The organism is Vibrio sp. STUT-A16 (assembly GCF_026000495.1).
Classification (GTDB): domain Bacteria; phylum Pseudomonadota; class Gammaproteobacteria; order Enterobacterales; family Vibrionaceae; genus Vibrio; species Vibrio diabolicus.
In genome coordinates this window covers 1,077,042-1,101,783 of the sequence record NZ_AP026765.1, presented here as the reverse complement: position 1 = coordinate 1,101,783, position 24,742 = coordinate 1,077,042, and the positions used below count along the sequence as shown (strand labels likewise).

Sequence of the window (24,742 nt, the reverse complement as noted above, 5' to 3'; positions counted from 1 at the left end):
TCTACTACGCTTGGGGTTCTGTAGTATCGACTGTTTCAGGTGCTGCAGCATCGACAATTTCAACATTCTCAATGGCTGCGAACTTATGAAGATTACCGACCGCGTACCCTTCCATACGCAAGTAGGAGGTTTCAAAGCGTTTACGATCTTCTTCATTGCGAGACTTACGCCATTGCGTACCTTTTTGGGTCAGGATCTGCAGGTTCTTCAGGTTTGTTACCCACACCATGTTTGATGGGAAAAATGGTGGGATATACGCTTTTTTACCGGCAATGGTCTTCGCTAATTGCTGCGCTGCTTTGTGCTCCGTTGGTACCTCTGCCGCTTCCAACAAACGGTGCTGCTCTGCTGCGACAAGGTTACGGCCAACCAATACGACAAGGTCAGGATCATCGACATGAACTTCATGAATGGTGGTGTTCACCAAATCATTAACCAATGAATCCAGATTTTTATATGCGCCCTTAGTGGCTCCGGCGGCATCCAGTTGTGCCGCTGGATTAACTTGATCTGGCGCTTTCTCTTTAACGATTTGTAGCCAGCCCTTGTTGACATCCTGCCCCATGGGTTTCGTACTTGGGTCTGTTGTTACTGCTGATGCGTCAATGCCGTGGAAACCGATGCGAAGCTTATCCAGAGCGAAGCTGCGCGTGATCGCGTTGTTCATTAACTTAACCCATTCCCCTTTTGAGCCAGAGTTCGCCCAAATGGTTAAGGTAATCCAGTTAATGTGTGCACCTGAGTCTGTTTCTACCAGCTCATAGGTGTTGCCGCCTTGGTCCAGCGATGCGCTAAAGCGACCATCTTTAACACGACCAGTCGTTAGGCCACTGTCACCGACATCGATCACCTGGCCTTTAATTTGGTCAACGAGGATATTGGAGATTTTGCCAAGAAATGCATCCGATTCGACGATCGCTTGCTGCAGTTTGGTTTCCATTACCGGTGTAATGCTGAACTGCTTTGAGGCATCGTCGACGCCAGCACTCGATGCAATGGCCGCGTTATATTCTTGTAGGTACTGGGTTGAAATAGCATTCAGCATTTACACAGCCTCCATTAGCGATTCACCCGTGTCACCTTGGCCAAGTTCTTGGTTCGGCGCTTCCTGCTTCAGTGCTTTGAACTGAGCATCTAGCGAATTTTGTTGAGTTACGATGTTGTCAATCTTGCCGATTAGCTGACTAAATTGTTCAGCCGAAAGACCTGACTCTGGTACAACAGTTTGGCTTTGCTGTACTGGCGGTGTTTGCTCTTCGCCACTGCCATCTTGACCTTGGTTAAGCTGTTCAGAGAATTGCTTCTGTTGCTGCTCAAGTTCAGTCTGTTTGGATTCGATGCCATCTAGTTTTGACATCATTTGAGTGAACTGCTCTTGGTTCATGGGTTCATCATCCTCAATGAGAGTTGATTCAATTGGTTGAGAGCCGGTTGTAAGCTCTCCATGCAAGGCGAGGTTTGCCAATGCAGAAAAGAAGTTGCTGAGAGGGTTGGCTTTAGGCTGACACTCTGAAAAATCCAGCTCTTCTAGCTGTGACACTTCACGTTCAACCTCTTTGCCGGATTGGTCTGAGAATTTAAGACGAGTGGTTCCTGTACTAGCCGGTTTATCCGTGACACCAATACCACGTAGGTAGCAACGACCATTACCGCAGTAATCCGGGTCCGGCTCTATAGAGGTGAAAAGCTTCTGACCGTCTTTGTTCGCAGCCAATAGGTAATGATTCGGCGTTAATCGCGCAAATAGGCGCAATTTACCTGCCCGTTTCTCTGCTTTTAGCTCTTCAACCACACCCCAGTTTTTGCCTTCATATGGTCCCCAGGGGGTATCGCCTTTGTAATGCTCTGGCCAAATCAGCGCAGTGGTTAAGTCATGGGAATAGGTTTCCGCCATGTCTTTAATCCATGTAGCAGTAATGGTGCGGCCATCAACGGTTGCTCCCTCAGTTGCTACAATTTTCCAGTCACTGGTTTTCGCCATTTACGTATCTACCTAGTCAAAAATGTCAGTCAATGTCTTGGTTACGGCAAACGATACGCCTTTGACTAAGTCCTTTCAGCCACTTCATTTCCTAACAATTCGGATTTAGCCCATATCCGAATTTATCCGAATTTATGTTAGTCATTTGCAAGTTTTCAGGGCGTATGATTCGCTTATGGCTTATTCCCCTGAAACCCGACATGCTGCCCGGGCGCTTTATCTAAAGGCCTGGACACCTCAAGAAATCGCTGACGAACTTGGCATCAACAGTAATCGAATCATCTATTACTGGGCTGACAAGTATGGTTGGCGGGATATGCTGCGCGAGCAAACTATTGATGAATCGATGGCGCGCAGAATTGAAGTTCTAATGGAAAAGGAGGAACCGACACCTGCCCAACTCAAAATGCTGGACATGCTCATCAACCATCACACCAAACTCAAAAAGCTTCGCGCAGCCGGTAATTCTGGTGAACCTGCGAGTGATACTCAGCCAGCTGACAAAGCAAAACCTAAAGCAGTTGAAAGTTCACGCAAGCCGGGTAAGAAGAAAACCAAGTCTGAAAGTAAGAAAGCAGCAGCGTTTGAAGGCGTAACAGAGAAAAGCTTTAAGCTGTGGCACGAATCGCTGTTTGGCTACCAGCATGTGATGCGCGATAACCTGCATCAGCGAACACGCAACATCCTAAAATCCCGCCAGATTGGCGCTACATATTACTTTAGTGGCGAAGCCCTGGAGAATGCGGTACTGACTGGCGACAACCAGATTTTCCTTTCAGCCTCCCGGGCCCAGTCTGAAGTGTTCCGCCGCTACATCATCGCTATTGCCCGTGAGTTCCTAGACATCGAGCTCAAAGGTAATCCAATGATGTTGCCAAATGGCGCAGAGCTGCATTTCCTGTCTACTAACTCGAATACCGCTCAGAGTTATCATGGCCACGTTTATATTGATGAATATTTCTGGATACGTGATTTTGCCAAGTTAAACAAGCTGGCTTCGGCGATGGCCACGCATAAAAAGTGGCGTAAAACCTACTTCTCAACACCATCATCAAAAACGCATCAAGCTTACCCATTTTGGACGGGGGAACTTTGGAAAGGTAACGACAGCAACCGTTCAAAGATTGAGTTTCCTCGTTTTGACGAATACCGTGACGGTGGGCGGTTATGCCCCGATAAACAATGGCGTTACGTTGTTACGATTGAGGATGCCGCCGCCGGTGGCTGTGACCTTTTCGATATTGATGAACTCCGCGACGAATACAGCAAAGACGACTTCGACAACTTGTTTATGTGCGTGTTTGTTGATGGCGCCAATGCGGTGTTTAAGTTCTCTGATCTTGAAAAAGCGATGGTTGATGCTTCAACCTGGCAAGACTTTACGCGAGACAGCGACTCACCATTTGGTCGCCGTGAAGTATGGGGCGGCTATGACCCATCCCGGACGCGAGACAACGGCTGCTTTGTGGTCGTCGCGCCTCCTATCGTAGCAGTTGAGAAATTCCGTATTTTAGAAAAGCACTATTGGCGCGGTCTCAACTTCCAGTACCAGGTTCAGCAGATAGAGAAAATCGCCAAGCGCTACAACATGACTTATATCGGCATTGATACCACCGGTATTGGTGCCGGTGTGTGGGATTTACTGCACAAGAAATTTCCACGAGAAGCAGTGGCCATCCACTACAGCAACGAGAATAAAACCCGCCTGGTGATGAAAATGATTGATGTCGTGGAGGCCAAACGCATTCAGTTTGATGCAGACGAGAAAGATGTGGCAATGGCGTTCATGGCCATCAAACGAGCTCCGACTAAAAGTGGCGGCAACATGACATTTAAAGCCGAGCGGAGTGAACTAACCGGCCACGCCGATGCTTTCTGGGCGATCAGCCACGCCGTGATTAATGAACCTTTAGATTACAGTGACCCAACCAAATCAACCTGGGATTTAGCAGCATGACCGAAACACTCATTGACAACTCAGAAACAAAAAAAGAATCCTCGTACAGCTTAGACCCGGTTGCTGAACCCGTAGATCCAAACCGATGGCTTACCGATTACACCGCGCTTTTTTACAATGAGTTTGAAGATTATTGGGAGCCCCCTATCTCACGCCGTGGACTCGCCAAAATATCAAGAGCAAATGCTTACCATGGCTCACTACTTCGGGCGCGAGCCAATTATGTGACCGCACGCTTTATTCAGGGTGGCGGCATGCGACGACGTCAGTTCCAAGGTAACTGCCATGACTACTTTACCTTCGGTGACTGTGCCTGGCTCAAGGTTCGCAACTACTTTGGTAGGGTGATTCGCTTAGAGCAGATTCCTACCATGTTTCTTCGCAAGCGAAAGAACGGTAATTTTGCTTTCTTACAACGCGGCAACAATGACCAAATTGAGCAAAAGACATTAAAGAAAGAGGATGTCATCTTCTTACCTCAGTACGACCCAGAGCAACAGATTTATGGCGGGGCAGACTATGTGGGAAGTATTCAAAGCTCGCTACTCAACAAAGAAGCAACCCTGTTTCGCCGTAAGTACTACCTGAATGGTGCACACATGGGCTTCATTTTCTATGCGACCGACCCGAACTTAGGCAAGCAAGACGAGAAGAAACTTAAAGAGGCAATTCGTAGCTCTAAGGGTGTAGGTAATTTCCAGAGTATGTTTGTGAACATTCCTAACGGGGCAGAGAAAGGGATTCAACTTATCCCTGTCGGTGATATTGCCACCAAAGATGAGTTCGAACGAATCAAGAACATTACCGCGCAGGATATTCTGGTAGGCCACCGCTTCCCGGGTGGTAAAGGCGGCATGATGCCAGAACCTGGTGCAACCTTACCTGACCCAATCAAAGTCGGCATTGAATACGCCAAGGATGAGATTATCCCAGTGTGCAAACTGATGATGGATGAGATCAACTCCGACCCGGAGATTCCTAAGCATTTGCACTTTGATTTTGACTTAAGTACTGGTCAAGAGGTGGCTTAAACCTCTGCAATAAATTGAAATTCTGTATGGGGCTGAAATTGGTGTTCAGCCCTTGTCACATAAGAGATCAGAGATCTTTTTTCAGATCATCACCTGATCGTTCAGATCACCTAGAACCGTGACGTAAAATATAAAAAGACTTTAAAATTAGCCACTTAATCATCCTCCATAATTAGTGCGCCATCTCTGCTTTTTCAATTTCTTTCAAAAAATTTCAATCGTTGAAATTTTATCAGACCCAATATAAGCCATTCTCAGCGGTGTTTACGTAGTCTTGAAGCCCTTACCACAAAAGGGTTTAACGCTTGTTTGTGGGCGACTCTACCTCCTGGCTTTTTGCATTCAGAGGAATTTCAAAATTTTCTAGATCGAAAACGTCGCAGGTGGGGAGGAGGAGTGCATTTTACGTCACGCGCTCGCTCCTTTACGTGGCAGGTTTTCACAAGCGAACTGCCCTTTGATAAGAGAATAGTATAGGTAGTCTAAGAGGTTGAACTTGGGTTAGAAGAGCCGTAAAACTGTATAAAAACACAGCCTTTTGACGTATGATTATTAAGTCAGTCAATAAGCTAGGTGTTTTATATGAGAGTGTTGTGCCCGGAGTGTGGAAGCAAAAGCCGTATCCAAAAATCCAACCGCTTAACCAACAGTCATTCAGATTTGTATTGCAGCTGCAGTGACCCAGAATGTGGACATACATTTGTGATGAATTTGTCTTATAGCCATACGTTGAGCCCATCGGCAAAAACGACAAGCCAACTGGCATTCAACTTGTGTAAGGCGTTGCCGCCAGAGGCACGGCAACAGCTCAAACACCAACTATCTATGTTGTAAATTACTTCGACATAAAAGCAGTACTCTCCGTTTCGCAAGCCATCTCGATAATACTCAAGATGGCTTGTTGTTTTTTGGTGTCTAATTGCCCCTTTGCATCCGCAAGTATTAAGCCTGCGATATACGCACCAGCTGCTCGAGTTCTCTCTGTCGCCTCACTATTAGCCACACCATCAATGACGATTTCTAAAGCAGACAACAAGATATCGTTTTGATTTTTGTTCGACATATCAACACCCTTATCAGTCACCAGCAAAATATACTGTATATTTATACAGCTTTCTAGTGTTGATTGGTGCTTATCATCATTCTGCTATGGCGATAAAGCTCTTTACTTTCACTTAGCATAAAGTAAAGAGCTTTATATCTTTCGCCTGAAATCTAACCAAATGGATTCGTCAAACTTGAAGAAAACCTTATGCTATCAAACTGATATTTTTCGCAAAGAGACTTGAACTTATCGGTGCAATAAAGAGTTCCCGCTTCTTCCATCTTAGATTTGAAAATTAACTTATCTTCTAAATCTTGCTCATCAAAGACCAAAACTTCCAAACCTGCGCGATAGCCATATTCAATCTTTTCAATACACTTTTGCTTATCTTCTAAGCCAAACTGAAAAGTCGTGTAGAAATACCATTGAGAGCCATTGCACCGAACAGGTAAAAACTCTCCACCTTTTTTGAGTTCCTGATAAAGAACATCAAAAGCTTTGGGAGATAGAACAAGATATGTTCTAATCCAGAGGCTGACATCCGGTACAAGAGAGTTTTTGTGCAGAACATCAGTAAACTGCACTTCGACATCCTGCCAAATATCTGATAATGAATCGTTTTCTGCTGCCTGTAACAAAATTCGTTCAAACAGATCAAAATCACCTAACTGAACAGCGACATCATCAGGACACGTACTAATCGCCTGATACTCATCCAACTTATCTGCAATTCTATAAACTGTCATACATCATTCTCTGAAGCATTTATGCCTCTTTTATTCATATGAATATTAAGACGAATTCTTCTCATATTATTTAACTAATATTGACCTTTTCCTGGAATAATATGATGGAGCTCATACCTCTAGTTCGGTTTTGGTTCACCTGCTTTAGGTTCGCGAGACCTATTCGATTTATATCCCGAGGTACTTAAATTAGTTTTCGTCATTCACTCCACTTACTACTAGAGTGCTGTTTAGCATTTGACAGTTCGACGAGTAAACACTCAATAGTTCATATGGAATATAAGCAACCGTACTAGCAGCTCTTTTTCGATATAAGTCTCGAATTTAATTTTTTTCAACCCGATGACACACTGGCAAAAGCCGCCCCTCGAGATAATCTGCCGTAATGCTATACCAATAAGAAAGCTCACTTTCATCAACTTCCATGTATGGTGTAGATTCATGTAATAGTGATTGCCAATAGGACTGATTTTCCTTAAATCGCTGATATTCAGATTGATAGAAGTGGCTCGCATTCTGTTTTATATCGCTCAGGTCCAGATCTCTACAATTCAATGACCACCCTCTTGCACCAGCAGCCCAAACCATAAACTTGTCTACTTTATCCTTAGCCAGTTCTCCTTCAAACGTAATACAGAAGCGATTGCTCGTATTCACGTGCACTCCCCTGCTATGTAAGTTCTGACTCAGCTTTTCGGCCTGCTTTTCCAAACGGATGATTCTCTGATAAAGCTTGTTCTGATATTCCTCAGATTTCTGCTGCTTTTTGGCAATCGCTTTGGCCTTGATGGTTTGCTCTTTGGCATTTCGTAGCTTGCGGATTTTCCGCTTAATTGGCTTTTTCCATTGCTCAAGTTTGTAGCCCAACTCCTTAATTATTGCGGTCATATTTCCTGCTTCAAACGAAGCAAGAGTTTCCCAAGCAGGAGCTCTTGAGCACTTCGCGATATTGTATCGATTTCCCTTGATTAGCCCTTGGTCAGCATTTTCACCTTTAGCGGCATAGCCGACTGCTTTGATAATGTAAGAACCGGCGGCTTTTGGCTTTTTGATTCGCTCTAATTTCGCAAACCCGTGCCCCCATATCTTTTCAAGTCGCTTAGCCCAAGGACTAAAGAGATGCTCTGGTACTGTCCATCTCAACAAAATATGAACATGTGGATTTGGCTCACCGTCTTCATTAGCCGGACACTCAGCAACCCAAATATAATGGAAGTCTGCAGGTTGATTCGTTGGGCCAACATCGCTTGGTTGAACGTACTTAGCTACTTTCTCGTGAGTTAAATCGCAGTACTTTTGTCCGCTGTCTGTATCGGTTTGAATTATGTGGTCTGCCACCCAGCCGCGTTGGTACATCTTCTTCGCACCATCGAGAAAACGAGAAACCTCTTTGCCTATCGTCGTTTCCAAAGTCTTCTCCATCGAGAATTCTTGCTTTGGTTTTTGTTTGAGGTCGCAATACGGACCAGCAATGACACCGTTCTGGTTCATAACCTTCACTCGCTTGCTATCTCTGGTCGGAAACAACCAGTATTCACCGCCAATATCAGTGATTGGCTGGTCTACTTTCTTTTCATCGCGCTTTGGATGTACCGTCACCATGTTACGCTTATAGATTATCGGATGATGTGAACCCATGCTGGCACAGTCACTTCCATCCAACATTCCGCCGAATATGGCCAGCCGCTGTGCTTTGGTGAAGGTAAGCGTCAGGAACGTTGAGAACCCACCGTGACAAGCTGCAGTGTAAGCGCCTGCCTCAAAAATTTTAGACACAGAGCGAGAGGTGAGTTTTTCCGAGAACCTTTCACCGCAGTTTTCTGCAGGTGCAGCGCTGGACGGTGTTTCAGTTACCGCCTGAAACTTGTAAGTCTCGTTCCAAGACCGGTGCATTAACTGCATCGAAATCGGAATCTTATTCGGCTCACCTTTTGCTCGCTTACCATTCTGATTAAGAATGCTAGGTTTTGAGCGCTCGTTAGCCTCATACAACGCGTCGTGGCTGAAGTTAGCGTCGGTATTGCTTACGATATGTTTAGGACGCAGAGACTTGCTCAGGCTCATCAATTGCCTAATTTGCTTGTCCTTTCTATGACGAAATTTCTCTGTCGGACTTTTGCGCCCTTTGACTAGCCTATACTCTTCGGCGATTCTCGCCGCCGCTTCGCGGTCGTGTTCCGAGAGGTAATTTACAGATTTATAGAAGTCAGTTCGCTCTTGAAGATCTCGCTCACGCTTAGACTTTCGATTGGGAACGCGGTCATATATCGCTATTTTTTTGACCATTCCGCTATCCAAAAGCGCTTGTTCTTGGTCTGAGTAAATTTTGGAACCTAAAAAACCAGCATTATAGCTGGCGTCATTATTTTTGATTCGGTCTAGGGGCATCACTGCCCCGCCGATATAGAGAAGGTCAGACTGGTTCATACTCTATCCCTAATTTTTCTTTCGAAAACTTAACGAATAGTCTCTGTGTATCAGGAGACTTCAGAAAACCTTCGACCTCTTCGAGTCGAATAGTCATGGTTATGCCCCATCCTTCCGGCCCAGCAAAATATGCAATAGCACACTTTTCATATGTTTTTGTTCGTCCTTCCAAAATTTGAATGACATCATCACCGACACTAACTGAAGTGATCCTTTTATTTTTCATACCGCCTCCAGTTCTTGGGTCGTTACCAACATAAAGCCGCCTTTCCCATTGCCTTTGCTCAAAACGCCTTTGGTTAAATGAGTGCAACTGAGGGATACACACGCTTGTTCGATCGCTTGGTCTAGTGAGTCGAAATCGCCAACCATTACATTGGCGACTTGTTGGGTGTCTTCATGGCGGATGATGCCGCCATCTGGGCAAAGCATTATTGCGGCGTAGTGCATGAAGCTCGCTCCTGTTCTTCTAAGTAGCGACTTGCCTCATCAATAAAAGAGCGCCCTCCTTCCACCGTTAACTCTGCATCAATAGTCGTGTATCCGGCAGAACGCGTAATCTCATAGCCAGCTTCGATGCAGTCACAACACTCTTCCAATCGGTCTTTCAACATTTCAATTAACTGGTTGGCTTCGCTCGAACTAATACTCATGCTGCATCCTCCGATTCCATTTGGTCGCGGCGAACAGCAATGCGTTCAATCAGGTAATCTTCAATATTTAGTAGTTCTTCTAGCGCACGCTCTTTATCAATCAATACAACGTTGTGAGCGTGATTCGTTGTGTTCTCATCAAACACAATCACGTTGAGAAGGCTCATTTTTGACGAGTACTCGATACGAATACTGATGACATCTGAGCTATCTAACGCCAAAGCAAACAGACTATTAATGGTTGTTTGGATAGCGAGTTTGTTTGCAACTTCATTTAGATTCATCTTTTATGCTCCTACGCTAAGACGAAAAAAAGCCCCCTGTTACAGGGGCAAAGGCTTGGAGAATTAATGCGTACTACTGAATTGGTAATGCTTGAGGCGTCGAACGTCACCAAGATTGCGATCGAACAACGTCGCGATTTCTTTAATCTGTTGCATGCCGCTACGGATTTTTTGAAGCTCCAAATCATTAAAACTTTCAAACTCTCGCACATAATCCGAGGCTTTCAGATCACCGGCGACTAAAACCATACCGCGAAAACGTGGTGGCATCGCGTTCCACAACTGCTTCAACTTGCCGCGCGTAGCGGAACCATTAAACAGAGCTTTACAAGCGGCAATGCTCTCGTTGGCGTTGGGTATTTGCTTTTGTTGTTCCTGTTGAATAGCTAACTGACTCATTGGCTCTCCTTAGGCTAAGCCCGGAAGTGGCGCACCGTTGGCGAGGAAATCTGTGCCCATTTGCATGAGTGGCTGAAAGCCGGTGGTGCGGTTTTCTAAATCGTTGACGAACAAAACCAGGTTGCCGATGGCCGCTTGAACCTTGGCGATGGTTTTTCGTTTTTGACTGCGAGGTAAACGGTCTGCACTGCACATGTGCATTGCATCGCTAGACAGCTCACCGGAATATTGGCTATTAAGCAGCGTGCGCTCTAAAAGGTTCTTATCTTCCCCGTCTTGAGGTAACTGAACCGTCACGACACCTAGGTCAGCAAAGAGTGTGTTCACAATGGTGTAATCGCCGGATTCTTTACTCAGCAATGCCAAATCCACTGGATCCAGTTTGTGAGGCTGTTCTGGGTTTAGCTTGTTACGCAGCATTCTCCCAGTAAGCCCAATTCGCGGTGCCAGCTTTTCCATATTGTGATTGATGGCGAAATCGCAACATGCAGCGTTGAAAGATTGCTGTTTGCGTTCGCGGAATCCGTACATAGCGATATTTGCGTCCATGATCCACACTCTTACATGAAAGGCGGTACGAGAATGACAACCAACGAGAACTCATTTAGCCACATTGGACAGTGCGTTTTAGCTGGAATAAGAGAGGAAAAGCCCATTACTTACCCAAGCGCAGCAATGGCTTCACGTGCCGCCATTTCGTGCATAGCAACCATGTTAATCAATGGCTTATCGCGGCGTTTGTCTTTGGGCTTGATGATGACGCGACCTTCAGTCACGTATTGCTTGATGGTGCCCATAGGTAAACCAGTAAGGCGGGAGTATTCTTCGTAAGTCACATATGGACTTAGTGGAGGTATCTTGTACGTTAACATGGTGATATCCTTGTATTTATGTCTATCTTCTTCGGTTGTCTCTTGCTTTGGTCGGCGTGACTTCCGAAACACACAGGAATTATTGATCGTCATTTGCGAACTTTCAACAAAAAACGACAAATTAATTCGAAAATGAGAACTTTGAGTCATGAGCATTCGTAAAATAGAACCTTTCAATTACTTGAAAGGCACTGATTTCACAGAAAATTTGAAGCGTTTGACAGGGTGTAAGAACTTTCAAGAAATGGCGTTCGTATATGACGTACCCAAAAGCACTTTCAGCACTTGGAATACTCATAACCGAACTTCTCATGAACTAATGGTTAGAGCTCATTTAGCTTTGGGAATCCCAATGGAGGAGTTGGCTTTAAAGCCAGAAGACCGATTTAAAGCTCATTCGGCGACAAAACGTACAGCCAAAAAAGCAGCTGCTACACCTTCTCCGCAACACAACTCAGTCCAGATAAAAAGCTACTGCTTAACCAACGGGGAGCTTTTAGACACCGGTGAGTTACCCTACGCTATCCGCAGATTTAATAGCTTTAACCTCAATGCTGAGGTGACGATTGAAGTTGAAACAAATGATGCTTTATACCTCGTTGATAAAGACTCTACGAACCCCGCCTCGGGCAAATATTTAATAGACATTGACGGAACCTTGTCGATAAACCATATCCAACGCTTACCAGGTAAAAAACTTGCCGTGGTGTTTGGTGACAGCACCGTTGAAGTATCAGAAGAAGATATAAAAGTGATTGGCCGCGTGGCGGTGACATTAAGAAAAGAATAATTATTAGTTGGTTGTCTAGGAGATAGGTATGAAACCTTGGCTTAAAATAGGCACTGTAGTGGCGCCGGTTCCTTTTGTGTTCTTTGTTTACAAAGGCGATCATCCAATATGGGTAAAGATTTTATCTACGCTTTGGACTGCCTTTATGTGTTTGTTGTATTTGGGGATTGCAATTTCACCAGATTCAAATGATCTGTCCCATCTACTTACATTTAACATCATGGCTCTATTAGTTTTTTTTGCATGCAACGGCCTACTTACACTATTTAAGAAATCCGTCCAGAAGACTAATATAGAAAATACGATTAGTAGCCAACCAAAAGGTCCAGAGACAAAACTAGAAAGAAAACCTGTATCTAAATCATCTGAACACGCGAATCCAATCCAGCCAACACAGACCAATAGCAGTACCGTTGAACCTAGCGTTCCGCAAGAACTGCTAACACCACGCCGGGAGAAAGCTCTCTACAAACTGGCAAATCAAGTTCTTGAAGACGACGTTGTTGATTTAGACGAATCTAAAAAACTTCGTTCTTGGTTCAAGCGTTATCCTGAATCAAAACAGGATCCAAAAACTAAAGAACTGGCAGTAACAGTTGAACTTTACCTGGAAGACAAAGTACTCGACAACGATGAAGCTCTTCATCTATTTGCTCTTCTAACCGATTTCTGTGATGGGTTCGAGGAACGCGAACAAGCCAACCAAAAACCGAAGAAAAAACCAGCTCCGAAATCCGCAAAGCACATCAATGTAGATGGATCGTCTGGCCTATCATTCCTCAATGAGTTGGAGTTAGGTGCTCAATACCTTATGAACTACAAGGATTCTGCAGGGAAGGTATCTGACCGCGAGATTGTTTTAAGAAAAATTGAGCAGAACGCCAGTGGCGATACATACGTCAAAGCTTTCTGCTTGATGAGAAATTCCGTGCGCACGTTTAGAGCTGACCGCATCACTGGTATTTGCAGTGTCGAGACTGGTGAGGTATTTGTTTAATATGAGTGAGCAACTGTATATTAACCATATTCAACGATTACCAAACAAACTAGCAGTCGTGTTTGGCAACTCAACGGTTGAAGTATCTGGATCTGAAGAAGATATCAAAGTGATTGGCCGCGTTGCGGTGACTTTAAATAAGAGATGATTTAAAAAACGTTTTCATCAGCTGTTGTAAATAGAATCTAGAGAAGCTGTCATGGTACATTCAAAAGACAAATTAAAGGTATTATCTGAGCATTTTGAAACTCTTACTCAATCGTTAGAAACGTTAGAGAACGAATCACTGAAAAGCTCCGACAAGGGAAACCTACCCTTGTTGGCATTCATCGAATCAATTAACGATTTTGTTGCCTTAAGAAATGATATTTTCTATTTTGAAAGTCATGACAAAAATAACGATTCAATGCAAACATTTTGGCTAGTAGACATTATAGACTTTAATAAAATTGAAGCATCTTTAGAAAATCTATCAATCTCTGAAGAGTTCCAAAGATTATCTCCCGATATAAATAAAGAAATAATAAAAATCAGCAAAGTAATCTATGACATCTCTGGCTCAAACTCGCTTAATGTTGGTATATCCAAAATTGAATTACATGGATTAATACGCCAACTCAGATCTCGTCAAGACATTCTAAGTAGAGAAGTAAGTAAATTTCATGATGCACTTAACGAAATTTCTCTTTCCGCCTCAGCCAACCTTAAAAGACAAAGTACTAAACAAAAAAATGAACTTACCAATACAGCTAAAGATATTGAGTCCCGTGTTTTAAGTGAAATTGAATCAACTACCAGTTCTTCAAAAATTGGTATCCAAAAACTTAGTACAAAACTAAAAAGAGAGTTGGAAGAGGAGATTATCGAGTACGTCGATCAATCTTTGGTAGAAAAAGAACAAGAAATCAACGAACGACTAGACAAAAAAGTGGAAAGCACGCTAGAAAAAGTCAACATCAAGGTATCGACTCTTTCAGAAAGAGTAAATGAACAAATTAACGATTTTTGTTTGCTCAATGAATCACTTAGAAAAACATTGTCATTTGTGGCTTCAGATGCTCTTTCAGATTCATCTATCAAACAAGCCGAACAAGAAAAAGCTACCGCCGACTCTCTGCGTCTTTGGGGAGTATTATGGCTTATCGCATCAATTGGTTTGTTCTTGCTAACCTTTGACTACGATAAACTGCTTGATGACAATCATATTCCTCAATACACCTTGATTTTGCTTCGTTCCTTTTTCTTAATTGTTGGCATAACCCCAGGTTTCTACTTATTACGAGAATCCGCTCGTCACAGAACTGATGAACGGCGATATCGCCAAAAAGGAATTCAATTAGCAACCATTGATGGATACTTCGCTGAATTTGAGGGCTGCGACCGAAATGAAGCGAAAAAACAACTTTCCAAGCATTATTTCCACGGAGCAGATCACTTTGTTGATGCATCTTCTGTTGACAATGTTCAAAGCAGATATGACAAAATTTTCGACCAAATAGTATCATCAAAGAAGGCCAAATAATTTGATGCAACCCATAACACTATCGGATTATTATTTATACATAAAAGCCCCTATTTAAAGGGGCTCTTTACTAAAAACATCGAGTATTCTATGTGCGATTTAGTGCAAATCACCCCCTCCACCATCACTGACAACATTCATCTTGCGGAAAGATAAATACTTCGTAAAACCCGTCGAGATAATGACTTTATTGTTGGGTGAAATGCCAACGTGACCAACAATAATTACATCTGAGCCATCTAGGTCACCAACGTCCTTGATTTTAAAGTTCCTAACAACTTGGTCTTTTAGCTCAGGGCGCAGACTGATACTAGGTTCAGTTCTGTAGTCACCGTAGTTCAGCCATAACACACCGTTTTTATCGACGTTCAAGTTGTTGATAGGCCCCCAAAAAATGTAATCACTGCCTATATGCTTTTCACTCGCTTCTGATATAGGAACTAAAAAATCTGAGAGTGGCCCTTTGATCACTTCCCGTCCGCCATCAGTCACAATGTTTATTGACTGTCCCTTTTCTGCATAATTGGGATTTCGGCATAAGTTCGTAAGGAGAGCTCTCAGTGATTTGTTCAGGGGATAACCCGATCCAGAGCCAATTCCGGATGCTGGCCTTGCTGTTACTCGTGTTGATTCTTCTTCGCCATGCTTGCCATTATCTTGAGATACATACAGTGAGTTCCCGCTCGCCTTGTCCAGATCGACTCGAATATCAGATGAAAAATCTCCATCTTCCTCTGCCTCATCCACACCATCAGGTTTTATCAGTACAGTTGAAGCGTCACAGCCTTCAGTGTGTCGCGCTCCAAAACAGGCCATACGGTCAACTTTGGCAGTCTTAAACCCTTTAACAAACCACGCCTTTTTACCACAAACTTTACAGTCAATTAGACCACGGAACTTATCCGGATCGGCCTCATACATTTCTGTTGTACAATCAGAGCCATCTTCTCTGTAGGTGCAAACCAGCATACTCACCTCAACACATAATAATCATCATTAAGTCCGGTCTACCAACAATTCAAATTCGCGTCAAACTCAGGTTTTCTCTTTGTGATACCAGGTGTACTTCATGCGTGTTCGTTCTTCATCAACTTAAACATTGCGAAATTAGATAAATACAAATACTGTATATAAAAACAGTTCAAATTAATTGCTAATGACTATCCGTAACCTTAAAGATGGCAGTAAAAAGCCATGGCTATGCGAATGCTACCCTCAAGGTAGAAATGGCAAGCGCGTTCGCAAACGCTTTGCAACCAAAGGTGAAGCTACTGCTTTTGAGCTTCACTTGATGAAAGAGGTGGACGACAAACCGTGGCTAGGTTCGAAGCCCGATCACCGCCGAATGTCTAACCTCGTTGAACTTTGGTACAAACTCCATGGAAAGAACCTCAAATCGGGTGAACATACTCTTCTGCGTTTGGAAAATATGGTCCAAGACTTAGACAACCCAATCGCAGTTCACCTCAATTCAAAACAACTAGCAGCCTACCGAGCCACTAGAACCAGCAGAGGACGCGGCCAAGAACATAAAGAACTTTCCATAGCGTCGAATAATGTAGACTTTGGCTTGCTAAAAGCAATGTTCAACAAACTGATCAAACTTGGTGAGTGGAAACTGCCAAACCCGGTTAATGGCATTGAGGCCATAAAAAAGCCTCAGTCTGAACTGGCATTTCTAACAGAGCAGGAAATTCGCCACCTATTTAACGTGGTGCAACAAAGCCCCGTTGGTGATGAACTCACGAAAATCTTCAAAGTGTGCCTGGCAACCGGTGCCAGGATCAGGGAAGCGATTTATCTGAAAGGCTCTAACCTGACGAAATGCCGCATTACCTACAACAACACCAAAGGCAAGCGAAACCGGACGGTCCCTATCTCGGAAGAGCTGTACAACCAAATCTATAAGCCAACCAATGATCGCCTTTTCACTTGCGGTTACGGCGTGGCATACAAATGGCTGACTAAAGCCCTACCTCACTTGCCAGAAGGACAAGCAACTCACGTTTTACGGCATACCTTTGCGAGTCACTTCATGACAAATGGCGGCAACATTCTTGTATTGAAGGAAATCCTCGGCCATCAGCATATCGATCACACGATGATTTATGCGCATTTTTCACCAAACCATTTGAGTGATGCAGTGAAGTTTAATCCCTTGACTTCATTGACATTAAACTAGAATCAACATTCACTATCCAAACTTAGCGATTAATGCAGTGGCAATAGTTATGAGTGAAGACGTATGCCCTAGCCATTTGAACAATGTACTGTTTTCAAGCAACTTTATTTTGTTAGACGTACTCTGGTCAGCGTTAGCTTTCAACAACTTCTCTACCTCATCGACATAAGATTGAGGAGTATTTTCTGGTAACCCTAATTTTTCAGCTAACAAGCTGCTAATGTACACGTCCACACCAATATCGTTTTTAACGATATCCGTATCTTTAAACATTACTTTTGCACTTTCTGGTACTCGCACTCCGGTCTTATTCTCCGAAATATTACAACCATCAAATTCAATTGCCATTTTCGCTACCCTCTATACTATATGCATCACGTTTCACTATAGCACTATTTCAGTGGCAGTTCGTGGAGTATCGTATGTTTATATTAACTGATTGCGAAGCCGACCACGCCGGTACAGGCTTCAAGTTTGACAATGGCGTAACTGTATATATGAAAGGAGGAGGAGCGACTCATTGCAGAGTAGGTATAGATTTACATTCAAATCATAATGCAAAATTGATAAATGTGGACCTTAAAAACAATGACATTGGCGTGAACGTTCGAGAACAAAAGCAACCGCATAGCAAGAGAGAGCGGGACAAAGTTGGAAGAAACGAACGTTGCCCATGTGATAGTGGAAAAAAGTTCAAGAAGTGCTGTATCAATAAAAAAAACGCTCACGAGCTTAAATAGTGGCGACAAAAAGGCGGCAAAGGTTAGTTTTTATCGTTCTTGATAGGTCGTAATCAGATTGAAGAGTTTATAAAAACCTTTATAAAACAAGCCACAACAAGGTTTAGCGAAACTTTCACAGGCTATGCTACATAATAAAGCTTTATGTTCATTCCACTAACCTAAAAAGAAAAAGGAGCCAGTACGGCTCCTTCGTATTCTATCGCTAAATGTGAGTATTTACGAATTACTCAGCTTGATCTTCAGCGCGCGCTGCAGCTTCTTTGATTAGAGGCTGAAGTTCACCTTTTTGGAACATTTCTAGAATGATGTCGCAACCGCCGATAAGCTCGCCTTCAACCCATAGTTGAGGGAATGTTGGCCATTGTGCGTACTTTGGTAGCTCAGCACGGATATCTGGGTTTTGCAGAATGTCTACGTAAGCGAACTTCTCACCACATGCCATTAGAGCCTGTGACGCTTGAGAAGAGAAACCACAGCTTGGCAGTTTCGGTGATCCTTTCATGTACAGCAGGATTGAGTTTTCAGAGATCTGCTGTTTGATTTTGTCGATAGTTTCCATCGCTTCCTCATTCATGGGTTTGAACTTTGTTTATTTGCCACATTCTACTCAATAACGACAGAATAAAAACCATATAATTAATAAGGCTTAAATTCAGGTTGCTTGATGGCGAGCAATTCAGCACTTCACAGCCGCTAACCCCTTAAAATATTTTCATATCGGGGTTTTAATAAAGTAAAAACTTGCTAAAATACTTAGCAAGTCAGCCTTAAAGGCTACATAGCTATAAAAAACACTGGAAGCAATCGAAAGGTCATCCTTTCAAATCAATGGAGAATCGAGTAATGGCATTTGAACTACCAGCTCTTCCTTACGCGAAAGACGCACTAGAACCACACATCTCAGCAGAGACTCTAGACTACCACCACGGTAAGCACCACAACACCTACGTTGTTAAGCTTAACGGTCTTATCCCTGGTACTGAGTTCGAAGGCAAAACTCTAGAAGAGATCATCAAGACTTCTACTGGTGGCGTATTCAACAACGCAGCGCAAATCTGGAACCACACGTTCTACTGGCACTGTCTTGCTCCAAACGCGGGCGGCGAACCAACAGGCGCAGTTGCTGACGCAATCAACGCAGCATTCGGTTCTTTCGAAGAATTCAAAGCGAAGTTTACTGATTCAGCAATCAACAACTTCGGTTCTTCATGGACTTGGCTTGTTAAGAAAGCTGACGGCTCTCTAGAGATCGTTAACACTTCTAACGCTGCTACTCCTCTAACAGAAGAAGGCACAACACCACTTCTAACTGTTGACCTATGGGAACACGCATACTACATCGATTACCGCAACGTGCGTCCTGATTACATGAACGGCTTCTGGGCACTTGTAAACTGGGACTTTGTAGCTGAGAACCTAGCGAAGTAATTTTACTTCCCCCCTAAGTTCAATTTAGTCTTATTTTAAAAGCTCGCTGAACCAGCGAGCTTTTTATTTTTCGCTTAAAACTCCAATTTAATCTCTTCTTTTTCCTAAAGTTCTTCTCAGACACGCCGTTAAAATGGCATCGAGCGAGGAACATCATGCAAATTCATACTTTAGACAAAGCGGCAATTATTAACGAGCTTCAGTTCGGCAATGGTATCAACCATGCTGTCCATGAAGGACGTCGTGCCGATTTTGCACTGATTTTGTCGATGTTTTCTAACGATGTACGCGACGTTGTACCTGTGGAGGAAATCAAAGAAGTAGCCACTAGCGAAGATATACTCCGTCAACAACTTGAATTGTCAACGCCTCAAGCTCTTCGTTCTGATAGCAGCAGCTATGAGCTAGCAGCACAGCAAGCAAAACAATTCCACGGTGCAGGTCTATCCTCAGCGAAACTGAGTCACTACTTGAAACCAGACGCCCTGACCTACTTGCCGGAAGATACGTTTAACCTTCCTGAAGACGTTTATCACAACCTATCCGGTCATGAGCGACGCAAATTGGGCGAGCGCAACAAAAACCTCATCCCAGATGCAGGGCTATACAATCAACTAGTGACGGCTCAACGTCAGTATCAAATTCAACTGCAAGTATAGAGATCATTGTTCAACCAACAGCTTGCAGTATCCACAGTCAGAAATGTGACGCCTTACAAATTACCGCACAATAGTCCTCATCCAAAAGCGTTAGTTTGAAGTCTTTCACACTGAGCCTTTCTAATTTCAACCATGCTAATAGCACAAACCACTGGTGTATTTTTTTTCACACAGGGATACAGTGAAGGTGTTATGGATATTAAAGAATCAATTATTCTCGTCACGTCTGCAGGTTCTGTTATAGGAAGGACTTGTGCTAGTCACTTTGCTCACCTTGGAGCGACGTTGATTCTTTGTGACCAAAACTCTAGCGCTCTAAAATCGAGCTATGAGCAGATTAGTGCCTTCACAGATAAAGTCTATGCGATGAATGTGTGCAGTGATAACACAACGTCCATTAACTTACTGTTTGATCAGATAGAATCGCAGCTGCGTGCGACACCAGACGTGATAGTCAATTGCTGGACGAGCTCTCCCATGCCAGGCTTGATGGCTCCCGAACCTATGAGTACTTACATTGATCACTTGTCTTCTGCAGCACGTTTCCTCTACACCTATGGCCAGGTGGGAGCCGAACGATTTCGCGCTAGAAATAAGAAAGGGGTAATTGTTAACGTCATTTCCCATGACAGCCATGAAGATTTAACGGGAGTCGAAAGCATGGCTGCTTTGGTGTCAGGTTTTACTCACAGTTGGGCAAAAGAGCTCACTCCATTTAATATTCGGGTGGGTGGCGTCATTCCTTCGGTAAACCATACAAGAGAAGAACTTAACGAAAGACACTGGGCCGAGATCCAAGATGAATTGGTTCGCAATACCGCATATATCGTATCAAATGAGTATTTTAGTGGCAGAGTGGTTGCTACAGAAGTATGAATGGACAACGTGTTTGTTGCGTAAACGGATCGCTATTACTCAACTCTTTCAACAAAAAAAGCCCCAGTCCAATGACTGGGGCTTTACTTTTTCCCGGTTAAGGTTTCGTGCTAGCGAAAACCTTACTCACACCACTCTTAATTACGCGTCAGCTTTTTCTTTCTTTGCTTTAGGCGCCGCTTTCGCTGCTTCTTGGTCTGCTTTCTTCTTGATAACTGTTGTACCTTCGAAAGTTTCACCTTCAACGAATGCTTTACCGTAGTAAGAAGCCATTAACACATCTTTAAGTTCGCTAATTAGTGGGTAGCGAGGGTTCGCACCAGTACATTGGTCATCGAACGCTTCAACTGCTAGCTCATCAAGTTTCGCGATAAAGTCTGCTTCAGCTACGCCTGCCGCTTGGATAGACATTGGGATGTCTAGGTTCACTTTTAGCTCATCCAACCATGCTAGTAGACGTTCAATTTTCTGAGCAGTACGGTCACCAGCTTGGCTTAGACCTAAGTGGTCGGCAACTTCAGCGTAACGACGACGTGCTTGTGGGCGGTCGTATTGAGAGAACGCTGTTTGTTTAGTTGGGTTATCGTTCGCGTTGTAACGTACAACGTTAGAGATAAGTAGTGCGTTTGCTAGGCCATGTGGAATGTGGAACTCAGCACCTAGTTTGTGCGCCATTGAGTGACAAACACCTAGGAATGCGTTAGCAAATGCCACACCAGCGATAGTTGCTGCGTTGTGTACTTTCTCACGAGCGATTGGGTCGTTAGCGCCGTTCGCGTAACTTGAAGGTAGGTATTCTTTTAGCATCTTAAGTGCTTGTAGAGCCTGACCATCTGAGTATTCATTCGCAAGAACAGATACGTAAGCTTCTAGAGCGTGAGTTACTGCATCGTAACCACCAAATGCTGTTAGAGACTTAGGCATGTTCATCACTAGGTTAGCATCAACGATAGCCATGTTTGGCGTGATTTCGTAGTCAGCTAGTGGGTATTTAGCGCCAGTCTTGTCGTCAGTAACAACCGCAAATGGTGTAACTTCTGAACCAGTACCTGAAGTTGTAGTGATACATACAAGCTCAGCTTTTTGACCCATTTTAGGGAACTTGTAGATACGTTTACGGATATCCATAAAGCGCATTGCTAGTTCTTCGAAGTGAGTTTCTGGGTGCTCGTACATTACCCACATGATCTTCGCAGCGTCCATTGGTGAACCACCGCCTAGCGCTAGGATAACATCTGGTTGGTAGCTAGCCATTTGAGCCGCACCTTTCTCTACAACAGAAAGCGTTGGGTCAGCTTCAACATCGAAGAATGTTTGAACTTCCATGCCTTGAGCTTTAAGTAGGCTTACTACGTCATCTGCGTAACCGTTGTTGAATAGGAAACGGTCAGTTACTAAGAATGCGCGTTTCTTACCTTCTAGGTCGCCTAGAGCAATTGGAAGGCTACCACGACGGAAGTAGATTGACTTAGGTAGTTTATGCCACAACATGTTTTCAGCTCGCTTCGCTACAGTTTTCTTGTTGATTAGGTGTTTAGGACCTACGTTCTCAGAGATAGAGTTACCACCCCATGAACCACAACCTAGAGTTAGAGAAGGCGCAACGTTGAAGTTGTACAAGTCACCGATACCACCGTGAGTAGTCGGGATGTTGATTAGGATACGAGCTGTCTTCATCTTGTCACCGAAGTAACGGATACGGTCAGCGTTAGTATCTTGGTTAGTGTAAAGACCAGATGTGTGGCCGATACCACCGATCTCAACCATAGTTACCGCTTGAGCAACCGCGTCTTCGAAGTTGTCAGCACGGAATAGACCTAGAGTTGGAGATAGTTTCTCGTGAGCGAATGCGTCATCGTGAGACACTTTACCTAGACCTTCACCAACAAGGACTTTCGTGTCTGCTGGAACTTTAACGCCTGCCATTTCAGCGATTGCCGCTGCTGGCTGACCTACGATTTTCGCGTTTAGCGCGCCATCGATAAGAAGAACTTTACGAACTTTTTCAGCTTCTGCTTTGCTTAGTACGTAAGCTTTGTGAGAAGCAAAACGCTCTTTCACTTCATCGTAAACTTCATCAACGACGATTGCAGCCTGCTCAGAAGCACATACTACGCCGTTGTCGAAAGTCTTAGACATCAGGATAGAAGCCACTGCACGTTTGATGTCAGCAGTTTCGTCGATAACAACAGGAACGTTACCTGCACCTACGCCGATTGCTGGTTTACCAGAAGAGTAAGCTGCTTTAACCATGCCTGGGCCACCAGTTGCAAGGATAAGAGCAATGTCATCGTGTTTCATAAGAGCGTTAGAAAGCTCAACAGAAGGTTGGTCGATCCAACCGATGATGTCTTTTGGTGCACCCGCTGCTACTGCTGCGTCTAGAACCAGTTTCGCTGCGTCGTTAGTCGAGTTTTTCGCACGTGGGTGTGGTGAGAAGATGATACCGTTACGAGTCTTCAGAGAGATTAGAGATTTGAAGATCGCTGTAGATGTAGGGTTAGTCGTTGGTACGATACCGCAGATGATACCTACAGGTTCAGCGATAGTCATAGTACCTAGGTTGTCATCCTCTTCTAGGATGCCACACGTTTGTTCGTCTTTGTATTTGTTGTAGATAAACTCAGAAGCGAAGTGGTTCTTGATTACTTTATCTTCAACAATACCCATACCAGATTCTTCAACCGCTTGTTGAGCTAGCGGGATACGGGCTTGGTTAGCTGCAAGCGATGCTGCACGGAAGATTTTGTCTACTTGCTCTTGAGAGTAAGTAGCGAACTCTTCTTGCGCTTTCTTAACGCGAGCAATCATTGCATCTAGTTCAGCCATATTAGTTACAGGCATAGGGAATCTCCTAAAATTAACAAATATTAAAAACTTTTTACTAAGGCTATTACTTATCGTTTTTACTGTTTATCAGTCACTTAGAAAACAAACGTCTTAGTAAATTGCTTTCAGGACTGAGTATAATATTTCAGAGTGTGAAAAAAATTGACTTGGATCAGTTCTCACGACCTAAATACCACCAAAGTGGTGCCCCATCACACCAAAACGACATAACCCACTGATAAACAAATAAATTAACCTTCAATTTTTATTGAACAAAAAAGAAGCAAATAGACAAATAAATAAAAGAAACTACAACAACCTGTAAAAAAGTTTCATTTTTAGCCAACAAAATTACATGTAGGCCCAATTCCTTGTGCTACTGAGAGTATATCGAACCGAATACATCTCTCTACAAACCACCTTAGTTTTTATCAAAAGTGTGCGAATGTTAACGTTTATGTAAAACAGCACGCTTTGACAGCAACTTTATACGCAACAATTCTTTTCCAGATTAGATACAGTTTATTAAAGAATTAGTTTTTCTCACTAAAACAGTAGGAAATGCGTTAGTTTTTTTCATTTCTTCCAACCCAACTTTTGCCTTACATTACGCCCAAATTACCCCTTCTCCTTTTCACTAATGTGAACTTTAATGAGTACGCAACATGCAAACTTTTGAACTTGCTATCTTCTTGCAGTTTTTCCTTGGCTTGGTCGCCGCAGTAAACCCTGTTGGTATCATGCCTGTGTTTGTGTCACTAACCGGCCATATGACACCAGACGAAAAGCGCAATACGGCAACCACAGCGAACGTGGCTGTTGCGATCATCCTGATCATTTCGCTCTTTGCTGGCCAGTTACTATTAGACATGTTCAGCATTTCTCTGGATTCGTTTCGTGTTGCAGGTGGGCTACTGCTGCTTAGCATCGCGTTCTCGATGATGAGCGGTAAACTGGGGGAAGATAAACAAAACAAACAGGAAAAATCAGAATACGTGAGTCGCGAGCAGATCGGTGTTGTTCCTCTTGCGATGCCGCTAATGGCAGGACCAGGCGCAATCAGTTCGACTATTGTTTACGGTGCACGCTACCCAAGCATGTTTGACACGGTAGGCATCAGCATTACAATTGGCTTGTTCTGTCTATGCTCGTGGCTGTTGTTCCGCTCTGCCCCACTGATCGTGCGATTTTTGGGTCAAACTGGTATCAACGTGATTACCCGTATCATGGGTTTGATATTAGGCGCATTGGGTATTGAGTTTATCGCCAATGGTTTACGCAACTTATTTCCAGGATTAGCCTGAGTTTCTATAAAATTGTA

Annotated in this window: 28 protein-coding genes and 1 pseudogene; 13 read left to right on the top strand and 16 right to left on the bottom strand. The window is 43.7% G+C overall.

Features of this window, described 5'->3' with window-relative positions:
* Positions 1 to 4: 4 nt before the first annotated feature.
* Both OO778_RS05240 and OO778_RS05235 read right to left on the bottom strand, forming a co-directional pair.
* Positions 5 to 1,045 carry a phage major capsid protein, P2 family gene (locus OO778_RS05240; RefSeq protein ID WP_264910894.1) on the bottom strand — a complete coding sequence of 347 codons (1,041 nt, stop codon included), beginning with the start codon at positions 1,043 to 1,045 and terminating at the stop codon, positions 5 to 7.
* Complete coding sequence (locus OO778_RS05235) at positions 1,046 to 1,981, bottom strand: GPO family capsid scaffolding protein (protein WP_256955315.1); 936 nt, start codon at positions 1,979 to 1,981, stop codon at positions 1,046 to 1,048.
* 175 nt (positions 1,982 to 2,156) lie between these two features.
* Here OO778_RS05235 and OO778_RS05230 point away from each other — a divergent pair, with 175 nt between their 5' ends.
* The 3 genes from OO778_RS05230 to OO778_RS05220 all read left to right on the top strand — a co-directional run bounded on the left by OO778_RS05230 (position 2,157) and on the right by OO778_RS05220 (position 5,803).
* Positions 2,157 to 3,938, top strand: coding sequence for a terminase family protein (locus OO778_RS05230; protein ID WP_264910891.1), 1,782 nt, complete (start codon positions 2,157 to 2,159; stop codon positions 3,936 to 3,938).
* Positions 3,935 to 4,969 carry a phage portal protein gene (locus OO778_RS05225; protein ID WP_206949275.1) on the top strand — a complete coding sequence of 345 codons (1,035 nt, stop codon included), beginning with the start codon at positions 3,935 to 3,937 and terminating at the stop codon, positions 4,967 to 4,969. The genes OO778_RS05230 and OO778_RS05225 overlap by 4 nt, the downstream gene beginning before the upstream one ends.
* A gap of 582 nt (positions 4,970 to 5,551) precedes the next feature.
* Positions 5,552 to 5,803, top strand: a complete 252-nt coding sequence (locus tag OO778_RS05220) for an ogr/Delta-like zinc finger family protein (protein WP_079765352.1) — start codon at positions 5,552 to 5,554, stop codon at positions 5,801 to 5,803.
* A 1-nt stretch (position 5,804) separates the two neighbouring features.
* Here the strand turns inward: OO778_RS05220 and OO778_RS05215 are convergent, their stop codons facing one another.
* From OO778_RS05215 to OO778_RS05170, 10 genes are all read right to left on the bottom strand, one after another.
* Positions 5,805 to 6,032: a hypothetical protein gene (locus tag OO778_RS05215; protein WP_264910888.1), complete on the bottom strand. Its 228-nt coding sequence runs from the start codon at positions 6,030 to 6,032 to the stop codon at positions 5,805 to 5,807.
* Between the two features lie 152 nt (positions 6,033 to 6,184).
* On the bottom strand, positions 6,185 to 6,760 hold the full coding sequence (locus tag OO778_RS05210; protein WP_206949276.1) for a hypothetical protein: 576 nt from the start codon (positions 6,758 to 6,760) through the stop codon (positions 6,185 to 6,187).
* A gap of 324 nt (positions 6,761 to 7,084) precedes the next feature.
* Entirely contained in the window at positions 7,085 to 9,187 is a 2,103-nt protein-coding gene (locus tag OO778_RS05205) for a hypothetical protein (RefSeq protein WP_264910886.1), read from the bottom strand.
* On the bottom strand, positions 9,174 to 9,413 hold the full coding sequence (locus tag OO778_RS05200) for a hypothetical protein (protein ID WP_054576242.1): 240 nt from the start codon (positions 9,411 to 9,413) through the stop codon (positions 9,174 to 9,176). The genes OO778_RS05205 and OO778_RS05200 overlap by 14 nt, the downstream gene beginning before the upstream one ends.
* Complete coding sequence (locus OO778_RS05195; RefSeq protein WP_203519135.1) at positions 9,410 to 9,637, bottom strand: hypothetical protein; 228 nt, start codon at positions 9,635 to 9,637, stop codon at positions 9,410 to 9,412. The genes OO778_RS05200 and OO778_RS05195 overlap by 4 nt, the downstream gene beginning before the upstream one ends.
* A complete protein-coding gene (locus OO778_RS05190) occupies positions 9,619 to 9,840 on the bottom strand; it encodes a hypothetical protein (protein WP_258458523.1) in 222 nt (73 codons plus the stop codon). Before OO778_RS05190 ends, OO778_RS05195 begins: the two co-directional genes overlap by 19 nt.
* Entirely contained in the window at positions 9,837 to 10,124 is a 288-nt protein-coding gene (locus tag OO778_RS05185; RefSeq protein WP_258458524.1) for a hypothetical protein, read from the bottom strand. The genes OO778_RS05190 and OO778_RS05185 overlap by 4 nt, the downstream gene beginning before the upstream one ends.
* A gap of 63 nt (positions 10,125 to 10,187) precedes the next feature.
* Complete coding sequence (locus OO778_RS05180) at positions 10,188 to 10,523, bottom strand: hypothetical protein (RefSeq protein ID WP_258458525.1); 336 nt, start codon at positions 10,521 to 10,523, stop codon at positions 10,188 to 10,190.
* Between the two features lie 9 nt (positions 10,524 to 10,532).
* Complete coding sequence (locus OO778_RS05175; protein ID WP_264910881.1) at positions 10,533 to 11,072, bottom strand: phage regulatory CII family protein; 540 nt, start codon at positions 11,070 to 11,072, stop codon at positions 10,533 to 10,535.
* A 110-nt stretch (positions 11,073 to 11,182) separates the two neighbouring features.
* Positions 11,183 to 11,395: a hypothetical protein gene (locus OO778_RS05170; RefSeq protein ID WP_017821157.1), complete on the bottom strand. Its 213-nt coding sequence runs from the start codon at positions 11,393 to 11,395 to the stop codon at positions 11,183 to 11,185.
* Positions 11,396 to 11,543: 148 nt separating this feature from the next.
* Between OO778_RS05170 and OO778_RS05165 the strand changes: the two genes are divergently transcribed.
* The 4 genes and pseudogenes from OO778_RS05165 to OO778_RS05150 all read left to right on the top strand — a co-directional run bounded on the left by OO778_RS05165 (position 11,544) and on the right by OO778_RS05150 (position 14,704).
* Complete coding sequence (locus OO778_RS05165; RefSeq protein WP_206949281.1) at positions 11,544 to 12,185, top strand: phage repressor protein CI; 642 nt, start codon at positions 11,544 to 11,546, stop codon at positions 12,183 to 12,185.
* Between the two features lie 28 nt (positions 12,186 to 12,213).
* Positions 12,214 to 13,182, top strand: coding sequence for a hypothetical protein (locus tag OO778_RS05160; RefSeq protein ID WP_264910880.1), 969 nt, complete (start codon positions 12,214 to 12,216; stop codon positions 13,180 to 13,182).
* Positions 13,172 to 13,330: pseudogene (locus tag OO778_RS05155) on the top strand (chromosome partitioning protein ParA); the annotation flags it as partial. The gene OO778_RS05160 and the pseudogene OO778_RS05155, both read left to right, overlap by 11 nt.
* Positions 13,331 to 13,381: 51 nt before the next feature.
* Positions 13,382 to 14,704: a hypothetical protein gene (locus tag OO778_RS05150; protein WP_206949283.1), complete on the top strand. Its 1,323-nt coding sequence runs from the start codon at positions 13,382 to 13,384 to the stop codon at positions 14,702 to 14,704.
* A 99-nt stretch (positions 14,705 to 14,803) separates the two neighbouring features.
* Here OO778_RS05150 and OO778_RS05145 read toward each other — a convergent pair whose 3' ends face one another.
* Positions 14,804 to 15,673, bottom strand: coding sequence for a hypothetical protein (locus OO778_RS05145; RefSeq protein ID WP_206949304.1), 870 nt, complete (start codon positions 15,671 to 15,673; stop codon positions 14,804 to 14,806).
* 187 nt (positions 15,674 to 15,860) lie between these two features.
* Between OO778_RS05145 and OO778_RS05140 the strand changes: the two genes are divergently transcribed.
* Positions 15,861 to 16,886, top strand: a complete 1,026-nt coding sequence (locus OO778_RS05140; RefSeq protein WP_206949284.1) for a tyrosine-type recombinase/integrase — start codon at positions 15,861 to 15,863, stop codon at positions 16,884 to 16,886.
* 12 nt (positions 16,887 to 16,898) lie between these two features.
* On the opposite strand, the gene OO778_RS05135 is transcribed toward OO778_RS05140, so the two are convergent.
* Positions 16,899 to 17,234 (bottom strand): hypothetical protein, encoded by a 336-nt coding sequence (locus tag OO778_RS05135; RefSeq protein WP_264910878.1) that lies wholly within the window; start codon positions 17,232 to 17,234, stop codon positions 16,899 to 16,901.
* Between the two features lie 74 nt (positions 17,235 to 17,308).
* Between OO778_RS05135 and OO778_RS05130 the strand changes: the two genes are divergently transcribed.
* A complete protein-coding gene (locus tag OO778_RS05130; protein WP_206949286.1) occupies positions 17,309 to 17,626 on the top strand; it encodes an SEC-C metal-binding domain-containing protein in 318 nt (105 codons plus the stop codon).
* Between the two features lie 226 nt (positions 17,627 to 17,852).
* Here OO778_RS05130 and OO778_RS05125 read toward each other — a convergent pair whose 3' ends face one another.
* The gene (locus OO778_RS05125) at positions 17,853 to 18,188 is read right to left on the bottom strand and encodes a Grx4 family monothiol glutaredoxin (protein ID WP_017635833.1); all 336 of its coding nucleotides are present in this window, start codon (positions 18,186 to 18,188) and stop codon (positions 17,853 to 17,855) included.
* A 284-nt stretch (positions 18,189 to 18,472) separates the two neighbouring features.
* Between OO778_RS05125 and sodB the strand changes: the two genes are divergently transcribed.
* The 3 genes from sodB (at position 18,473) to OO778_RS05110 (ending at position 20,592) form a co-directional block, all read left to right on the top strand.
* Positions 18,473 to 19,057: a superoxide dismutase [Fe] gene (sodB, locus tag OO778_RS05120; RefSeq protein ID WP_005396533.1), complete on the top strand. Its 585-nt coding sequence runs from the start codon at positions 18,473 to 18,475 to the stop codon at positions 19,055 to 19,057.
* Between the two features lie 155 nt (positions 19,058 to 19,212).
* Positions 19,213 to 19,716, top strand: coding sequence for a VC2046/SO_2500 family protein (locus tag OO778_RS05115; protein ID WP_074191638.1), 504 nt, complete (start codon positions 19,213 to 19,215; stop codon positions 19,714 to 19,716).
* A 132-nt stretch (positions 19,717 to 19,848) separates the two neighbouring features.
* Positions 19,849 to 20,592, top strand: coding sequence for an SDR family oxidoreductase (locus tag OO778_RS05110; RefSeq protein ID WP_053808810.1), 744 nt, complete (start codon positions 19,849 to 19,851; stop codon positions 20,590 to 20,592).
* 141 nt (positions 20,593 to 20,733) lie between these two features.
* Here OO778_RS05110 and adhE read toward each other — a convergent pair whose 3' ends face one another.
* On the bottom strand, positions 20,734 to 23,436 hold the full coding sequence (adhE, locus tag OO778_RS05105; RefSeq protein WP_012841564.1) for a bifunctional acetaldehyde-CoA/alcohol dehydrogenase: 2,703 nt from the start codon (positions 23,434 to 23,436) through the stop codon (positions 20,734 to 20,736).
* A gap of 650 nt (positions 23,437 to 24,086) precedes the next feature.
* On the opposite strand from adhE, the gene OO778_RS05100 reads away from it, so the two are divergent.
* The gene (locus OO778_RS05100; RefSeq protein ID WP_005396528.1) at positions 24,087 to 24,725 is read left to right on the top strand and encodes a YchE family NAAT transporter; all 639 of its coding nucleotides are present in this window, start codon (positions 24,087 to 24,089) and stop codon (positions 24,723 to 24,725) included.
* Positions 24,726 to 24,742 lie beyond the last annotated feature (17 nt).